Source organism: Sphingomonas aerolata, from assembly GCF_003046295.1.
GTDB classification, from domain to species: domain Bacteria; phylum Pseudomonadota; class Alphaproteobacteria; order Sphingomonadales; family Sphingomonadaceae; genus Sphingomonas; species Sphingomonas aerolata.
In genome coordinates this window covers 539246-555971 of sequence record NZ_PZZN01000001.1, presented here as the reverse complement: position 1 = coordinate 555971, position 16726 = coordinate 539246, and the positions used below count along the sequence as shown (strand labels likewise).

Annotated in this window: 15 protein-coding genes; 9 read left to right on the top strand and 6 right to left on the bottom strand. The window is 66.6% G+C overall.

Annotated features, from left to right (window positions below; genetic code table 11):
• The first annotated feature begins 93 nt into the window (after positions 1-93).
• Complete coding sequence (locus C8J24_RS02635; protein ID WP_107931413.1) at positions 94-1488, top strand: phospholipase D-like domain-containing protein; 1395 nt, start codon at positions 94-96, stop codon at positions 1486-1488.
• Between the two features lie 30 nt (positions 1489-1518).
• On the opposite strand, the gene C8J24_RS02630 is transcribed toward C8J24_RS02635, so the two are convergent.
• Entirely contained in the window at positions 1519-3198 is a 1680-nt protein-coding gene (locus C8J24_RS02630) for a formate--tetrahydrofolate ligase (protein ID WP_107930094.1), read from the bottom strand.
• 4 nt (positions 3199-3202) lie between these two features.
• Positions 3203-4057 (bottom strand): ABC transporter permease, encoded by an 855-nt coding sequence (locus C8J24_RS02625; protein WP_031441650.1) that lies wholly within the window; start codon positions 4055-4057, stop codon positions 3203-3205.
• An 86-nt stretch (positions 4058-4143) separates the two neighbouring features.
• On the opposite strand from C8J24_RS02625, the gene C8J24_RS02620 reads away from it, so the two are divergent.
• A complete protein-coding gene (locus tag C8J24_RS02620) occupies positions 4144-4911 on the top strand; it encodes a GcrA family cell cycle regulator (RefSeq protein WP_107930092.1) in 768 nt (255 codons plus the stop codon).
• Between the two features lie 339 nt (positions 4912-5250).
• Here the strand turns inward: C8J24_RS02620 and C8J24_RS02615 are convergent, their stop codons facing one another.
• Complete coding sequence (locus tag C8J24_RS02615) at positions 5251-6102, bottom strand: outer membrane protein (protein ID WP_031441557.1); 852 nt, start codon at positions 6100-6102, stop codon at positions 5251-5253.
• A gap of 162 nt (positions 6103-6264) precedes the next feature.
• Between C8J24_RS02615 and parE the strand changes: the two genes are divergently transcribed.
• From parE to queE, 7 genes are all read left to right on the top strand, one after another.
• Positions 6265-8268, top strand: a complete 2004-nt coding sequence (parE, locus tag C8J24_RS02610) for a DNA topoisomerase IV subunit B (RefSeq protein ID WP_107930090.1) — start codon at positions 6265-6267, stop codon at positions 8266-8268.
• A 95-nt stretch (positions 8269-8363) separates the two neighbouring features.
• Entirely contained in the window at positions 8364-9530 is a 1167-nt protein-coding gene (locus tag C8J24_RS02605) for a hypothetical protein (protein WP_146163619.1), read from the top strand.
• A gap of 83 nt (positions 9531-9613) precedes the next feature.
• On the top strand, positions 9614-10804 hold the full coding sequence (locus tag C8J24_RS02600) for an aspartate aminotransferase family protein (protein WP_107930086.1): 1191 nt from the start codon (positions 9614-9616) through the stop codon (positions 10802-10804).
• A gap of 168 nt (positions 10805-10972) precedes the next feature.
• Positions 10973-11896 (top strand): ornithine carbamoyltransferase, encoded by a 924-nt coding sequence (gene argF / locus C8J24_RS02595; RefSeq protein ID WP_107930084.1) that lies wholly within the window; start codon positions 10973-10975, stop codon positions 11894-11896.
• 164 nt (positions 11897-12060) lie between these two features.
• A complete protein-coding gene (gene hslO, locus C8J24_RS02590; protein ID WP_031396003.1) occupies positions 12061-12966 on the top strand; it encodes an Hsp33 family molecular chaperone HslO in 906 nt (301 codons plus the stop codon).
• Positions 12967-13162: 196 nt separating this feature from the next.
• Complete coding sequence (queC, locus tag C8J24_RS02585) at positions 13163-13867, top strand: 7-cyano-7-deazaguanine synthase QueC (RefSeq protein WP_056406059.1); 705 nt, start codon at positions 13163-13165, stop codon at positions 13865-13867.
• A 1-nt stretch (position 13868) separates the two neighbouring features.
• Positions 13869-14501 carry a 7-carboxy-7-deazaguanine synthase gene (gene queE / locus C8J24_RS02580; RefSeq protein ID WP_107930082.1) on the top strand — a complete coding sequence of 211 codons (633 nt, stop codon included), beginning with the start codon at positions 13869-13871 and terminating at the stop codon, positions 14499-14501.
• Between the two features lie 59 nt (positions 14502-14560).
• Here queE and C8J24_RS02575 read toward each other — a convergent pair whose 3' ends face one another.
• The 3 genes from C8J24_RS02575 to lipB all read right to left on the bottom strand — a co-directional run bounded on the left by C8J24_RS02575 (position 14561) and on the right by lipB (position 16610).
• Positions 14561-15268: a hypothetical protein gene (locus C8J24_RS02575; RefSeq protein ID WP_031441566.1), complete on the bottom strand. Its 708-nt coding sequence runs from the start codon at positions 15266-15268 to the stop codon at positions 14561-14563.
• Positions 15269-15547: 279 nt separating this feature from the next.
• On the bottom strand, positions 15548-15796 hold the full coding sequence (locus C8J24_RS02570; protein ID WP_031396007.1) for a hypothetical protein: 249 nt from the start codon (positions 15794-15796) through the stop codon (positions 15548-15550).
• A 91-nt stretch (positions 15797-15887) separates the two neighbouring features.
• Positions 15888-16610: a lipoyl(octanoyl) transferase LipB gene (gene lipB, locus C8J24_RS02565; protein WP_277352391.1), complete on the bottom strand. Its 723-nt coding sequence runs from the start codon at positions 16608-16610 to the stop codon at positions 15888-15890.
• Between the last annotated feature and the right edge of the window lie 116 nt (positions 16611-16726).

Genomic DNA, 16726 nt, shown 5'->3' with positions numbered 1-16726 from the left:
TGAACGAATTCGGCCGGGCGCAAGCGGCGACGACAAGGGGACCTGGACGTGCGGATCGGAACCGAATGCTGGCGTATCGAACGCGCGGACCAGATGTCCGTGATCGTCGATGCGGAGGAATATTTCCGCCAGGCGCGCGTCGCCATGCTCAATGCCAAGCGGCGGATCATGCTGATCGGCTGGGATTTCGATGCGCGGATCAAGCTCGAACCCGGGGTCGACCGCCCCGGCGAACCGCCGACGCTGGGCGCCTTCATCCTGTGGCTGGTCGAACGCGAGCCCGAGCTCGAGATCTTCCTGCTCCGCTGGGATACCGGTGCGATCAAGTCGCTGTTCCGCGGCTCGACCCTGTTCACGATGATGAAGTGGATGCGGCATCCGCGCATCCATACCAAGCTCGACGGCCATCATCCGACCGCGGGGTCGCATCACCAGAAGATCGTCATCATCGACGACTGCCTCGCCTTTTGCGGCGGGATCGACATGACCGGCGACCGCTGGGACACACGCGAGCATCGCCATGACGATGCGCGACGGCGGCGCCCCTCGGGCCGTGCCTACAAGCCGTGGCACGATGCGATCAGCGCGGTTGCAGGCCCCGTCGCGACCGCGTTGGGCCAGCTGTTCCGCGATCGCTGGGTGCTGGCGGGCGGCGTGCCGATCGCCGAGGCGAACCCTGGCGCGGCGTGCTGGCCCGACGAGCTCGGCGTCCATTTCCGCGATGTCGATGTCGCGATCGCGCGGACCGAACCCGAAATGGACGACCAGGTCCCGGTGCATGAGAGCGAGGCGTTGTTCCTCGCGCAGATCGCCGGTGCCAAACGGCATCTCTATATCGAAAGCCAGTATTTCGCGTCGCGCAAGATCGCCGAGGCGGTCGCGCGCCGGCTCGACGAGGTGGACGGGCCCGAGATCGTGATCATCAACCCGGTGACTGCGCAGGGGTGGCTCGAGCCGATCGCGATGGACACCGCGCGCGCGCGCCTCATGACCGCGCTGGCGCACCGCGACGTCCACAAGCGGCTGCGCATGTATCATCCCTACACCAGCGGCGGGGAGGCGATCTATTGCCATGCCAAGATCCTGATCGCGGACGATCAGATCTTCCGGCTCGGATCGTCGAACATGAACAACCGTTCGCTGCGGCTCGACACCGAATGCGACCTCGCGATCCGTGCGCATGACGAGGCGACGAGCACGGGCATCACCGCGATCCGCAACGACCTGATCGCCGAACATCTTGCGGTCGATGTCGAGGTAGTGACCACGATGATCGCCGAGACCGGGTCGCTGATCGAGACGATCGAGCGGCTGCGCGGGCAGGGCAAGTCACTGCGCGCCTATGAAGCGCCCGACCTGACCGCGGTCGAGGAATGGCTGGCGGACAATGAGGTGCTCGATCCCGAGGGCCCCGAGGAGATGTTCGAGAGCTTCGCGAAGCGCGGCCTGTTCCGCCGCCTCCGCCATCGCCGCCCGAAGAAGAAGTGAGCGATCCTCCCCGTCAGGGGGAGGATCAGATTAGAACAGCCCTTCGATCAACCCGTCCGCATCGAGCCGGATCGCCTCGGCTGCGGGAACGCGCGGGAGCCCTGGCATCGTCATGATCTCGCCGCAGATCGCGACGACGAAGCCCGCACCTGCGGCCAGCCGCACTTCGCGCACCGGCACGATATGCCCGGTCGGCGCGCCGAGCAGCGCGGGGTCGCTCGAGAAGCTGTACTGGGTCTTGGCAAGGCAGACGGGCAGGTGGCCATAGCCGGCATCCTCCCAGCGCTTGAGCTGCGCGAGCACGCTGGGCTCGGCGACCGCATGTTCGGCGCGGTAGATGTGTCGGGCAACCGTATCGATCTTGTCGAACAGCGACAGCTCGTCACCATAAAGCGGCGCGAAATTCGCGGCATGCGTGTCGCACAGCTCGGCGACCGCGTCGGCGAGCTTGGTCGCCCCCGCGCCGCCCTCGGCCCAGTGGCGGCACAGGATCGCGCGGGCGCCGTGCGCACTCGCTGCCTCGTGAACGACCGCGATCTCGGCCTCGCTGTCGGTGTGGAAATGGTTGATCGCGACGACCGCGGGGACTCCGAACTGGCGGATATTCTCGATATGGCGGACGAGATTGACCGCACCGCGGCGGACCGCCTCGACGTCCTCCGCGCCCAGATCGGCCTTGGCGACCCCGCCGTTCATCTTGAGCGCGCGGACCGTCGCGACGATCACCACCGCATCGGGGGACAGCCCTGCCTGGCGGCATTTGATGTCAAAGAACTTCTCCGCGCCCAGATCCGCACCGAAGCCCGCCTCGGTCACGACATAGTCGCCCAGCGCCCGCGCCGCGCGCGTCGCGATCACCGAGTTGCAGCCATGCGCGATATTGGCGAACGGCCCGCCGTGCAGGAAGGCGGGGTTGCCCTCCAGCGTCTGGACGAGGTTAGGCTTGATCGCCTCTGCCAGCAGGACCGCCATCGCGCCGTCGGCCTTCAGGTCGCGCGCGGTGATGGGGCTGCGATCGCGCGTATAGGCGACGACGATGTCACCCAGCCGCCGCTCCATGTCCGCGAGATTCTCGCTGAGGCACAGGATCGCCATGACCTCGGAGGCGACGGTGATGTCGAACCCCGATTCGCGCGGATACCCGTTGGCGACCCCGCCGATCGACTGGACGATGTCGCGCAGCGCACGGTCGTTCATGTCAAGCACGCGGCGCCACACCACGCGCCGCACGTCGATCTGTAGCGCGTTGCCCCAATGGATATGATTGTCGATCATCGCCGCGAGCAGGTTGTGCGCCGCGGTGATCGCGTGGAAATCGCCGGTGAAATGGAGGTTGATGTCCTCCATCGGCGCGACCTGCGCACGTCCGCCGCCGGTCGCGCCGCCCTTGGTGCCGAAGCACGGCCCGAGCGACGGTTCGCGCAGCGCCAGCACCGTCTTGCGCCCCGTCAGGTTCAGCGCATCGGCCAGCCCGACCGAAGTCGTCGTCTTGCCCTCGCCCGCGGGCGTCGGGTTGATCGCGGTGACGAGCACCAGCCGGCCGCGTTGCGCCCCCTCGCGGCGGCCATGCGCTTCGAGCCAGTCGAGTGCGATCTTGGCCTTGAACCGGCCGTAAGGCTCGACCGCGTCGTCGGGGATGCCGAGCGCGTCGGCGACCCGCGCGATGGGGCGCAGCGCGACGCTGCGGGCGATGGCAATGTCGGTTGTCATGAGCCTAGTTCTTCAGTTTCCAGCCGCTTTTCAGCAGCATGTAGCACAGGGTGGCGAGCGCGACGTCGATCGCCAGGATGACGAGGCCGCCGACGAGCACCGGCGAATCGGCAACGCCCAGAAAGCCGTAGCGAAAGCCCGAGATGATGTAGAAGAACGGATTGACGTGGCTGAACGCGCGGAACGCGGGCGCCAGCGTGTCGACCGAATAGAAGGTGCCCGACAGCAGCGACAGCGGCGCGACGACGAAGTTGGTCACCGCGGCGGCATGGTCGAACTTGTCCGCCCAGATCGACGTCAGCACGCCGAGCAGCGCGAGGAAGGTCGCGCCGAGCAGGCCGAACCACAGGATTGCGAGCGGGGCATGCGGCGTGACGTGGACGCCCGGATACAGCGCCATCGCCGCCCAGACGACGCACCCGACCAGCACCGCACGCGTCACCGCACCGCCGACCAGCGCTGCGAGCAGCTCGGCGGTGGACAGCGGCGGCTGAAGATAGTCGACGATCGTGCCCTGCATCTTGCCGACCAGCAGCGAGAAGCTCGCATTGGCGAAGGCGGGCCCCATCATGCCCTGGCTGATGATCAGCCCGGGGGCGATGAAATCGGCGAACATCACGGTCTCGCCGCCGACCAGCACGGGGCGTTTGGCGCCCGTCGCGATGGTGAAAACGATCAGGAACAGCAATGTCGTCATCGCCGGTGCCCACACCGTCTGCAGCTGGACCTTGAAGAACCGGCGCACCTCCTTGATATAGAGGGTACGAAGTCCCTCCCAGTTCACGTTGCGAATGACGGGAACGCCGGGGGCGGATTGCACCGCCGACTGGATTTCACCGATTGGGGGCTGGCTGCTCATGGGGGTTGCGGGTAATCGCTGCCGCTGTCGCCCGCAACCCGGTTGACGAAGACTATACCGGCCGACCCGAAGACTGAGGAACGAACATGTCCTGGACCGACGAGCGTATCGAGACGCTCAAGACGATGTGGGAAGCCGGCCAGACCGCCAGCCAGATCGCCGAAGCGCTGGGTGGCGTCAGCCGCAACGCCGTGATCGGCAAGGCGCACCGCCTTGAGCTTCAGGCGCGCCCGTCGCCGGTGAAGCCCAACGATCCCGACGCGAAGAACGCAGAAGCGAAGGCGGTCGAGGCCAGGCCGGCCGAGTCGCCCGTCGTCGACACGCCGCCCGCGGTCGCCGCCGAACCTGTCGCCGCAGCGCCGGCTCCGGCGCCTGAACCCGCTCCCGTTGCCGCCGCACCCGAGCCGGCGCCGCGAACGGCACCCGTCGCCGCCGATGCGGATGAGGACGCCGACGAGGACGAGGATGAGGACGACGACGCGGTCGAACCCGCCGCCGCACCGGTCCGCGCACCGCAGCCGATCCTGCGCTCGATCGGACCCGGCGGTTTTCTCCGCCAGGCGCCTGGCGAGCAGCAGCCGCCGAGCACGCCCGCCCCGCCGCGGCGTCTCGTCCCCGCCAAGCCTTCGCCCGAAATGGCGGACAAGACGAGCCTGCTGGAGCTCAACGACCGCATCTGCAAATGGCCGCTCGGCCATCCCGGCGAGCCCGATTTTCACTTTTGTGGCGACAAGGTGAACCCGGGCTTCCCCTACTGCGTCGCGCATTGCGGTCACGCCTATCAGGCCCAGCTGCCCCGCCGCGACCGCCGCCCGACGCCGCCACTCCCCTTCGGCGGCCCGCGCGCACGCTGAGGTTTGGGGGGGGGCGTTTCCGCTCTCCGTGCCTCGGATGTATGCCTGTCGCGTAGCCAATCCCCAGCACCACCCCGGCGGAGGCCGGGGCCCAGTTGGGAAGGCCGTGGTAACGGCGGGCAACGCGTAATTGCCTCTGTCCCCAACTGGGCCCCGGCCTTCGCCGGGGTGGTTCCTTGGGGAAACCATATCCACGAAAAAAAGGGCCGCCTCCCGTGTCGGGAAGCGGCCCTCAGTCCTCAGCCGCGCCGCGGCGAAGCCGCGTCGTCGGACGTCGCTGGTGCGACGCCGGCCGAGCTCGGGTGGCGTGACGCCGTTCGGCGTCACACCACCCTGCGCTTAGAACCGGAATGCCGCCGTCGCGCGCAGGCTGTGCCAGCGGAACTTGTCGTCGCTGCGACGGAAGTCCGTGCCGGTCGTGTTCGGCGCCAGCACGAACGGGTTCGTCGCCGGCTGCGTGCCCTGCGTCACGCGGACGCGGAAATCGTCGTCCTGATACTGATGGAACATATATTCCATGCCGACCGAGATGTTCGGCGTGACCTTCTGCTCGATACCGCCGCCGCCGAGGATGCCGAACTGCTGGCGCTTGCCGCTCTGCTGATAGGCGTTGCCGGTGTTGGTGCTGTAGAAATCCCGGTCGATCTTGGCATAGCCCGCACCGAACGTGCCGTAGAACAGCGTGGTGTTGACCGCATAGCCCGCACGGCCGCGGATCGAGGCTTCCCAGTCGACGCTGCGCGTCATCACGTAGCTGGCGGGCGTCGTCGAGAAGGCGGTGACGCTGTCGGTGATCTCGCTCTTGCCGAATTCGCCGACCACGCCGACGACGATGTTGCCGCGCTGCGTATCCATGCCGACGCGGCCATAATAAGCGGCGCCGTCCTTGTCCTTGCGGCAGCCGCGGCCACCGGTCAGCGTCGTCGCGGTCGTCGCGCCGTTGCAGAACCCGCTGCTGAACGCGTTGGCGCCGGCTGCCGTCGTCACCGCATCCCCGAACCGCCCGTCGAGATTGCGATCGAACAGGATCGACGATCCTGCATCGTTTGGCTGCACGTCATAACCACCCGCTGCGCCGACATAGAGACCGTTGAACGGTGCGTCCTCGGTGGTCTCCTGCGCGAATGCCGGCGATGCCGTGAGACCGAGAATGACCGCGCCAGCGAGGCCGGCATAGAGGGATGTACGCATGTAAGCTCCGGATATGATTGATCTAAGACAACCAAGAAACGGAGCGTCCCGCCAATATATCCGCGAACATGACGAAAACATGACGGAAAGTTCATGTTGTGGCTTTTCCGCAACAGCGGTTGCGCGCTTGCACGGATCGCTGGCTAAGCCATATACCACGTCATGCCAGAAGACCTGCCCGAAGGCCTGTTCACGACCCAGTCCAAGACCGCCCCGACCTATGACGCGTCCTCGATCGAGGTGCTCGAGGGGCTCGAACCCGTCCGCCGCCGCCCGGGCATGTATGTCGGCGGCACCGACGAGCGCGCGCTGCACCACCTCGCCGCCGAAGTGCTCGACAATGCGATGGACGAGGCGGTCGCAGGTCACGCGACGCGGATCGAGGTCACGCTCGAGCCCGGCAACCGGCTGACGATCGTCGACAATGGCCGCGGGATCCCGGTCGATCCGCATCCCAAATTCCCCGACAAGTCCGCGCTCGAGGTGATCCTTTCGACGCTGCATTCGGGCGGCAAGTTCGCGGGCAAGGCCTATGCGACCTCGGGCGGTCTGCACGGCGTCGGCATCAGCGTCGTCAACGCGCTGTCGTCCGACACCGTCGTCGAGGTCGCGCGCGACCGCCAGCTTTATCGCCAGCGCTTCGCCAAGGGGCAGACGCTCGGCCCGATCGAGCGGCTCGGGACCACCCCCAACCGCCGCGGCACCAGCGTCGCCTTCACCCCCGACACCGAGATCTTCGGCAACGAGCTCAACTTCAAGCCGCAGCGGCTGCACAAGCTCGTCCGGTCCAAGGCCTATCTGTTCGCGGGCGTCGAGATTCGCTGGCACTGCGCGCCCGAACTGATCAGCGACGATACGCCCGCGCAGGCGGTGTTCCAGTTCCCCGGCGGGCTCGCCGACCATCTGCGCGACCAGGTCGCGGGCCGCGAATGCGCGACCGCCGACTTCTTCTCCGGCTCGCAGGATTTCCCGAGCGCGCAGGGCGAGACGCAAGGGCGCGTCGAATGGGCGATCGCCTGGCCGCTGTGGAGCGACGGCTCGTACAGCTGGTATTGCAACACCATCCCGACCCCTGATGGCGGCACGCACGAACAGGGCCTGCGCCAGGCGCTGGTGCGCGGCCTGCGCGCGTTCGGCGATCTGGTCGGCAACAAGAAGACCAAGGATATCAGCGCGGACGACGTGATGATCGGCAGCGAGCTGATGCTGTCGGTGTTCATCCGCGAACCGCAGTTCCAGAGCCAGACCAAGGACCGCCTGACCAGCCCCGAGGCCGCGGGCCTCGTCGAGAAGGCGGTGCGCGACCATTTCGACCATTTCCTCAGCCACAATATGGACCGCGGCAAGGCACTGCTGAACTATGTGCTCGAGCGGATGGACGAGCGCCTGCGCCGCAAGCAGGAACGCGACGTCAAGCGCAAGACCGCGACGTCCGCCCGCAAATTGCGGCTGCCCGGCAAGCTGACCGACTGTTCCGCCAACTCGCCCGAGGGCACCGAGCTGTTCATCGTCGAGGGCGATTCCGCTGGCGGCTCGGCGAAGCAGGCGCGCGATCGCAAGACGCAGGCGATCCTGCCGATCCGCGGCAAGATCCTGAACGTCGCGTCCGCGACCAGTGCGAAGATCTTCGCGAACCAGGAAATCGCGGACCTGACGCTGGCGCTCGGGTGCGGCACGCGGAAGGACTGTGTCGCGGACAATCTGCGCTACGAACGGGTCGTCATCATGACCGACGCCGACGTCGACGGCGCGCATATCGCGACGCTGCTGATGACGTTCTTCTTCCAGGAAATGCCCGACATCGTCCGTCGCGGGCATCTCTATCTCGCGCAGCCGCCGCTCTACCGCCTGACCGTCGGCACCAAGAGCGTCTATGCGCGCGACGACGCACACCGCGCCGAACTCGAACGCACGGTGTTCAAGGGCAAGAAGGTCGATGTCGGCCGCTTCAAAGGGCTTGGCGAGATGAACCCCGGCCAGCTCCGCGAGACGACGATGGACCCCGCCACCCGCGGCATGCTGCGCATCACCCTGCCGCAGGAATATGAGGAGCGGGCAGGGGTGAAGGACCTGGTCAACCGCCTGATGGGCAACAACCCCGCGCACCGCTTTGCCTTCATCCAGGAAAATGCCGGACGGCTCGACGAGGAAGCGATCGACGCTTGACTGGTCCGTAACGGATCGGCCTCCGGCAGGCGGCGGTTGACGTGGGCGCCGATACCAATATCGTTCGCAGTCCTCGGTAGGCGGGAGTGCGTCGGATGCCCCTATTGGCCATTGCGTTGTTGCAAGCCGTCGCGGCCGCCGCGCCTCCACCCGATCCGGCGCCAAACCTGGCGGGCGACAAGACGATCGTCGTGGTCGCACCCCGCACGTCGAATACGGCAAAGGCACTTGCGGACTGCATCGCACGCGCCTGTTCGCCCAAGGACGAGATTGACGCGTCCCTCGCCCATGCCGAGAGCCAGTTTCTTGCCGGCGACTATGTCGCATCGCGCAGAACCCTGTCCAAGGCGCGCAAGCGCAACGGGGGTTATGCGAAGGCGCTGCCGGTCGACGTGTCGGATCTGGTCCGTGCAAGCGGCCGGCTGGCCAGCCTCAACGGACAGGTCGACACCGCCCGTATCATGTCGATCGATACGCTCGACATCCTGAAGGACGGGTTCGGGGCAAAGGATGAGCGTGTCCTGATGCAGCGCCTGCTGGTCGGTGACGCGATGGTGCGGGACCTCCGCTTCGATGCCGCGCGGGGCATCTTCAATCGCGTCGCTAGGGAGGCCGCAGCGACGGGACAGAAGACGGTCGAGGGGCATGCGCTGCTGAGGATCGCGGCGGTCTATGCCGCGCTCGCGAGCGTCGAACGCGGTTACGCACCGCGTGCGCGGTCGGCGATCGCGCGCATCACGCGGACCGACGATCCGGCGCTGGCGCCGTTTCGCGAGGTGGCGGCAACACTGGAACAGCGCTTTGCTTCTGGGCCCGAGGCGCTGGCGGCTGCGAAGGCCGAGGTCGCAAGCCTGCCGCAGAGGACGCGGTCGACCGTCGCGACCTTGGTCTATGCGCCACCGATCGACCTTCCCAAAGCGAGGCAGAACCAGTCGACGATCGTCACGCTGACGGGCGATAACGAGCCGCAATGGATCGACGTCGCCTTCCGTATCGACGCAGAGGGACTTGTCCGGGATGTCGATGTCGTCCGGCAATCGGAGAACGCGGGCGGCAAATGGCTGGACCTGGTCGAGCAGTCGATCACCGGACGCGTCTATCGTCCTCTCGCGCTTGCCCAGGGTGCGCCCGGGCTGGCGCGCGTCGAGCGCTATTCGCTTGTCTATGACGTTGCGTCCGGGAAGGACACGCGCATGCGCATCCGATCGAACCGCCCGCGCATCGAGGTGACCGACCTGACCAACGACGCACCGACTGGTTGACGCCCATCCCCCGTCACCGGTATTAGGCGCCTCCGGGGCGGTCCATCACGGGCCGCCCTTCTCGTTTCGAAGAGGAAGCGCCTGTGACCATCACCCCGCTCATGCCCGTCTACCCGCGGTGTGGCGTGCGTCCGGTCCGAGGCGAGGGCGCCTATCTGTTCGGTGAGGACGGCCAGCAATATCTCGACTTCGCCAGCGGCATCGCGGTCAACGCGCTCGGCCATGGCCACCCGCACCTGACCAAGGCGATCGCCGACCAGGCGGCGACGTTGATGCACGTGTCGAACCTGTACGGCTCACCGCAGGGCGAGCATCTCGCGCAGCGGCTCGTCGACAACACGTTCGCCGACACCGTGTTCTTCACCAATTCGGGTGCGGAAGCGGTCGAGTGCGCGATCAAGACCGCGCGCCGCTATCATTTCGCGAACGGCAATCCAGAGCGTCATACGCTGATCACGTTCGACACCGCGTTCCACGGCCGCACGCTCGGCACGATCTCTGCGACCAACCAGGCCAAGATGCGCGACGGGTTCGAACCGCTGTTGCCCGGATTCGCTTATGCCAAGTTCAACGATCTCCAGGGTGCGCTCGCGCTGATCGACGACACCACCGCAGGGTTCCTGGTCGAGCCGATCCAGGGCGAGGGCGGTATCCGCCAGGCGAGCCCCGAATTCCTCCAGGGCCTGCGCAAGGCCTGCGACGAGCACGGGCTGCTGCTCGTCCTCGACGAGGTCCAGTGCGGCTATGGCCGGACCGGCAAGCTGTTCGCGCATGACCTCTACGGCATCACCCCCGATATCATGTCGGTCGCCAAGGGGATCGGCGGCGGCTTCCCGCTCGGCGCGTGCCTCGCGACCGAGGAGGCGGCCAAGGGCATGGTCGCGGGGACGCACGGCTCGACCTATGGCGGCAACCCGCTGGCGATGGCCGCGGGCGAAGCGGTGCTCGACGTGATCCTTGAGGACGGCTTCCTCGAACATGTCGCCACGATGGGCGACCGGCTGCGCCAGGGCCTCGAACAGATGATCCCCAATCACGATCACCTGTTCGACAGCGTGCGCGGCACCGGGCTGATGCTCGGGCTGAAGCTGAAAAGCGACAGCCGTGCGTTCGTCGCGTTCGCACGCGATCATCACAACCTGCTGCTGGTCGCAGCGGGCGAGAACGTCATCCGCATCCTGCCGCCGCTGGTGATCGACGAGAGCCATATCGCCGAATGCATCGACAAGCTGTCGACCGCCGCGCGCGTTTATGTGCCCGCCGCCGACGATTGAGCGCCTTTGCGCGGTCACTAAACCCCGTTCGTCCTGAGTAGCCACTGAGCGAAGTCGAAGTGGCGTATCGAAGGACTGGCCCGCTTGGGGCACTGTCCTTCGATATGGGTCTTCGGCTTCGCTCAGCCCCTACTCAGGACGAACGGAACTTCTTACGGGGTCGTTACCATGAACAACCGCCATTTCCTGAATCTCACCGACGCCGGCCCCGACGGCGTCGCCGCGATGCTTGCCGACGCGCTCGATCGCAAGGCCGCGCGCGCCGGCTTCCCCAAGGGCCGCACGGATGCTGACGCCCCGCTTGCCGGCCACACGCTGGCGATGGTGTTCGAAAAAAACTCGACGCGTACACGGTTCAGCTTCGACATGGCGATCCGCCAGCTCGGTGGGACGTCGATCGTCGCCGATGCCGGCAGCATGCAGCTCGGGCGCGGCGAATCGATCGCCGACACCGCGCGCGTGCTGTCGGGCTATGTCGACGCGATCATGATCCGCACCGACGATCATGCCAAGGTCGAGGAGATGGCGCATCATGCCAGCGTCCCCGTCATCAACGGGCTGACCGACGCGTCGCATCCGTGCCAGATCATGGCCGACCTGCTGACGATCATCGAAAGCGGCAAGGCGCTGCCCGGGCTAAAGGTCGCGTGGCTGGGCGATGGCAACAACGTGCTCGCCTCGATCGTCGAGGCCGCCGGGCTGATGCAGTTCGACGTCGTCGCCGCCTGCCCGCAGGGGTTCCAGCCCGAAGAGGAGGCGATCGTCCGCGCCTCGGGCCGCGCGCGCGTCGTCGCCGATCCGCGCGAGGCGGTCGAAGGTGCAGACATCATCGTCACCGACACCTGGATCTCGATGGGGCAGGCCAATGCCGAGAGCAAGCTGAAGGCCCTTGCCCCCTATCAGGTCGACGCCGCGCTGATGGCGCTCGCGCGGCCCAATGCGAAGTTCCTCCACTGCCTCCCTGCGCATCGCGGCGAGGAGGTCACGCCCGAGGTGATCGACGGCCCGCAGTCGCTGATCTGGCAGGAGGCCGAAAACCGCCTCCACGCGCAGAAATCGGTGCTGCGCTGGTGCTTCGGGCAGATCGGCTGAAGCGCCCGGTTGGTTGATCGGGCGCAGGTCAGCCCCCATTTCCGTCATTCCCGCGGAGGCGGGAATCCATAAACTCCGAGCTGGTGGTGAGACCACCAGCGTATGTCGCTTTGGATCCCCGCCTGCGCGGGGATGACGCCGCGACGGGGGATGCCGAAGGAACGATGGTGAACGACCCCAACATGACCGATCTCGACCGCGCGCTGGCATTCGCGATCCCCGCGCGCAGTGCCCGTGGCCGGATCGTCCGGCTCGGTACCGCGCTCGACGAGGTGCTCGCCGCGCACGCCTATCCGCCTGCGATCGAGAAGCTGCTCGCCGAGGCGCTGACGCTCGCCGCGCTGATCGGCTCGACGCTGAAGGACGCGAGCGGCCAGCTGACGATGCAGACCCGGACCGACAATGGCGTCGTGCAGCTGCTGGTCTGCGATTACCGCGGCGGCGAGGTGCGCGGCTATATCGAATACGATGCGGACAAGCTCGCCCAGGCGCCCGCCGAGCCGACCCTGTTCGCCTTGTTCGGCCAAGGCTATCTCGCGATCACCTTCGACATGGCGAGCAGCAACGAGCGGTATCAGGGCATCGTCCCGCTCGACGGCGATACGCTGTCTGAGGCCGCGCAGAGCTATTTCACCCAGTCCGAACAGATCCCGACGATGGTCCGCACCGGCATGGCGAAGGGGCCCGACGGGCGGTGCGTCGCGGGCGGCCTGTTCCTCCAGCATCTGCCCGAGGGCGAGGACGGCCGCGAGCGGCTGCATACCAAGCTCGACCATCCCGAATGGGAGCATGTCGCCACGCTCGGCAACACGATGGGCGCGGACGAGCTGACCGATGCGGCGCTGCCGCTCGAGACGCTGGTGTGGCGGTTGTTCAACGAGGACAGCGACGTCCGCATCCTCGCCGATATTCCCATCACGCGCGGCTGCCGGTGCGATCCCGACTATATTCGGGGCGTGATTGCGAAATTCCCGATCGACGAACGCCGCGACATGGCGGACGAGAGTGGCTTCATCCAGGTCGACTGCGCATTCTGTGCAAAGAAATTTCCTGTTCCGGTCGAGGAATGACGCGTTTCTCATTCACGTGACGGTGGGAAATTGCGCGGCGTTAATGCGCTGTTTACCGCGCCGGGCTATACCTCCCTCGTGCTTTAGAGATTTCAGCACGTTTCTCCCTTGAGGCTGCTATTAGCGCCAACCTTTCAGGGCCGCCTTCGGGCGGCCCTTTCTTTTTGCCGCGGTCTGGCCTAGCGCGTCGCGCATCATGACATCATCAGCTCCCTTAGCGGTCGCCCTCGTCTCGGGCGGCCTCGACTCGATGGTTTCCGCCGCCATGCTGCGGGAATCCGGCCGGCGCCTGCTCGCGCTGTCGTTCGACTATAACCAGCGTCACCGCGTCGAGCTCGACGCCGCGCGCCGCGTCGCCACCGCGCTCGGCGCCGAACGCCACATTGTCCTGCCGATGGACCTGTCCGCGTTCGGCGGCTCGGCGCTCACCGCCGATATCGACGTGCCCAAGGACGGTGTCGGCACCGATGATGCGGGCGGCATCCCCGTTACCTATGTCCCCGCCCGCAACACGATCTTCCTTAGCCTCGCGCTCGGCTGGGCCGAGGCGGCGGGCGCGCGCGACATCTATATCGGCGTCAACGCGCTCGATTATTCGGGTTATCCGGATTGCCGTCCCGAATTCATCGCCGCATTCGAGGGGCTGGCCGAACTCGCGACCAAGGCGGGGGTCGAGGGCGATCCGTTCCGCATCCAGGCGCCGCTCCAGCACATGACCAAGGCGGATATCGTCCGCGAGGGCACGCGGCTCGGGCTCGACCTCGGGCTCAGCTGGTCGTGCTACGACCCGACGCCCGACGGCAAGCATTGCGGCGAGTGTGACAGCTGCCGGCTCCGGTCGCGCGGCTTTGACGAGGCGGGGATCGCGGATCCCACCGTCTACGCGGTCAAGCCGGTCTGACATGAGTTACGCGGTCAAGGAAATGTTCCTGACGCTGCAGGGCGAGGGCGTGAATGCCGGCCGCCGGGCGGTGTTCGTGCGCTTTGCCGGGTGCAATCTGTGGTCGGGACGCGAACAGGATCGCGCGACCGCGGTCTGCCGGTTCTGCGATACCGATTTCGTCGGCACCGACGGGCTGGGCGGCGGCAAGTTCGCCGATGCGCGCGCGCTGGCGGACGCGGTTGCGGGGTTCTGGGGTGCCGGGACGCAGGACCGGTTTGTCGTGCTCACCGGGGGCGAACCGATGCTCCAGATCGACGATGCGATCGTCGATGCGCTTCACGCGGCAGGCTTCCGGATCGCGATCGAGAGCAACGGCACCCTGCCGGTCCATCCCGGCATCGACTGGGTATGTATCAGCCCCAAGGCGGGCAGCGTCGTCGTCCAGCGTCATGGCGACGAGCTGAAGCTGGTCTGGCCGCAGCCCGGTACCGACATCGCCGATATCGAGACATGGGATTTCGCAAACCTGCTGCTCCAGCCGCTCGACGACCCGCAGGCGGATGCCAATCGCGATGCCTGTGTCGCGCTGGTGATGGAGCGTCCGCAATGGCGTCTGTCGCTCCAGACGCACAAGATGCTGGGGCTGCGCTAGGCCGCGCCTTCCCGCTCCGGCAGGGAAAGCCCCCGGCTCAAGGGCCGGGGGGTAAACGTTCAGCGGTTGGCGATGCCAACGCCCGCCGCGGGGGGCCAGTCGAGCGCGCCGCACTTCTTGGCAACCCATTCCGCCTTCTTGTTCCAGCAGATCGGGTCGAGCCGCGGCATCTTCACCCGGTCGCGGCCGATATAGCGCGGGAAACGCTGTTCGCCCCAGGGGATCAGGCTGTTGCGCAGCTCGCGCGTGCGCTGCAGCGTCAAGTCGCCGAACTGGCCGCGCGGCGTGAACAGCGCGTCGCGGCCGATCGATGCGGTCGTCTGGCAAAAGCCATATTGCGCGGCGACGGTCGCGAAGTTCGAATAGGTCCGCGTGCCGAACTGGTCGAGCGCGGCCTGGCCGGCCTTGACGCCCTTGGCCTTGTTGACGCGGAGGAAGTATTTGCCGAGCGTGTCGAAGGCGCCCTGCAGTTCGGTGCCGTGATCGGCGAGGATCGCATTGTAGTTCGACACCGTCAGCAGCGTCGGTTCGAACTGGCACTGGAGCGCCGCGACGTTCAGCGCCGCACGCATGTGCCAGACCATCGCCGCGCGCTTCTCCGCGCTGGTGGCGTCGGGCATCGCCTGGCCGAGATCGGCCTCGTCCCCGGTCACCGCCGGCGCGGAGAAATCGCGTGATTGCAGAAAAAACTGGGCCGAGGCGGGCTGAGCCAACGCCATCGAGCCGCTCGCCGCGCAGAGCGCCAGCGCAGTACGCACCATCTTCATTCCCAACTCCCCGGGCATTCCATCCCGAGATTTCTAAAGCGTTTCTTGCCAACTCCCAACTGTTTTGAGGGGCCCAGCAGCCGATCGCGGCTTCGGGTACGGTCCGGGCCGCAGATTTCCGTCGCAGCCGAAACGAGATCGCACATTGCGGGCAACAAACCGGGCTAGCGGTGGCATCGCATATCCCGCCGCCCCGTCATCGACAGGGCCCCGACGACAAGGGGCCGCCCGGTTTCCCGGACGGCCCCCCGCATCATGTAATCTTCCGAAACCGGAAAATTACATCATGTTGTTGGTCATCATGGTGTCGTTCGACATCATCGTGTCGTTCGCCATCATGCCGTCGTTCATCGCGCCGTCAACGGCGGTCATGTTGTCGGTCATCGTGTCCATGCCTTCGGTGGCATTCATGTCGGTGACCATCGTGTTGTCGGTCGTGGTCTCGGTCTTCGGACCGCATGCCGAAACGGCAAGCGCTGCGCTGGCGATCAGCGAACCGGTCAGAACCTTGGAGATGAGTGAACGCATTTGGAAGCTCCCTAGATAGAGGATTTGGTAGGCCTGGAGGCCAGGTATATACCCAAATCGTAGTGGACATTAATCTGTAAAGGCCTGGCCCTCAAGCCTCGTTTTCTTGAGCCAAAGAAAGTGTTTCAAGGAACACGCCGCTCGTCAACGTCAGGGCAGCGTCAAAAGTTGCCATGTCGACCTTCGTGCCGAGCGATTTCAGGCTGGTAACGGGGTATTCCGCAAGGCCGCACGGCACGATTCCGCCGAAATGCGTCAGGTCCGGATCAATGTTGACCGCAAAGCCGTGCAGCGTCACCCAGCGCTTCACGCGCACGCCGATCGCACCGATCTTCGCCTCGCGGCCGCCAAGATTGGGATCGCGCGTCCAGATGCCGACACGGCCCTCGACCGAAAACGCCGCGACGCCGACCTCGCCGAGCGCCGCGATCACCCAGTCCTCGACCGCGTGGACGAACCGCCGGACGTCGCGCCCGCGTCGTCCGAGGTCGAGCACCAGATAGCCGATCCGCTGCCCCGGTCCGTGATAGGTGTATTTGCCGCCTCGCCCGGTATCGAACACGGGAAAACGCGGATCGACCAGGTCGACCGGATCCGCGCTGGTCCCCGCGGTATAGACCGGCGGGTGCTCGAGCAGCCAGATCAGCTCGCGCGCATCGCCTGCGGTCACCGCGGCGGCGCGCGCCTCCATTTCGGCGAGCGCGGCGGCATAGGGGGTCAGGCCGGTATCGGTCCGCCATTCGAGCCCGTCGAGGCGCGACGGTGGATCGGCGGGCGCGAGGCGGCCGGAGGTCGGGAAGGGGGAAGCGGTCACGCGACCCATCTGCGCACTCGCCGCCGGTGATGCAAGCGGGCAGGGGCCTGCCACGCCGCTGGTCCAACCGTCGCGGGAGTGGTCAAGGCCTGGGGCTTGGGCTACGTCGCGGCGGT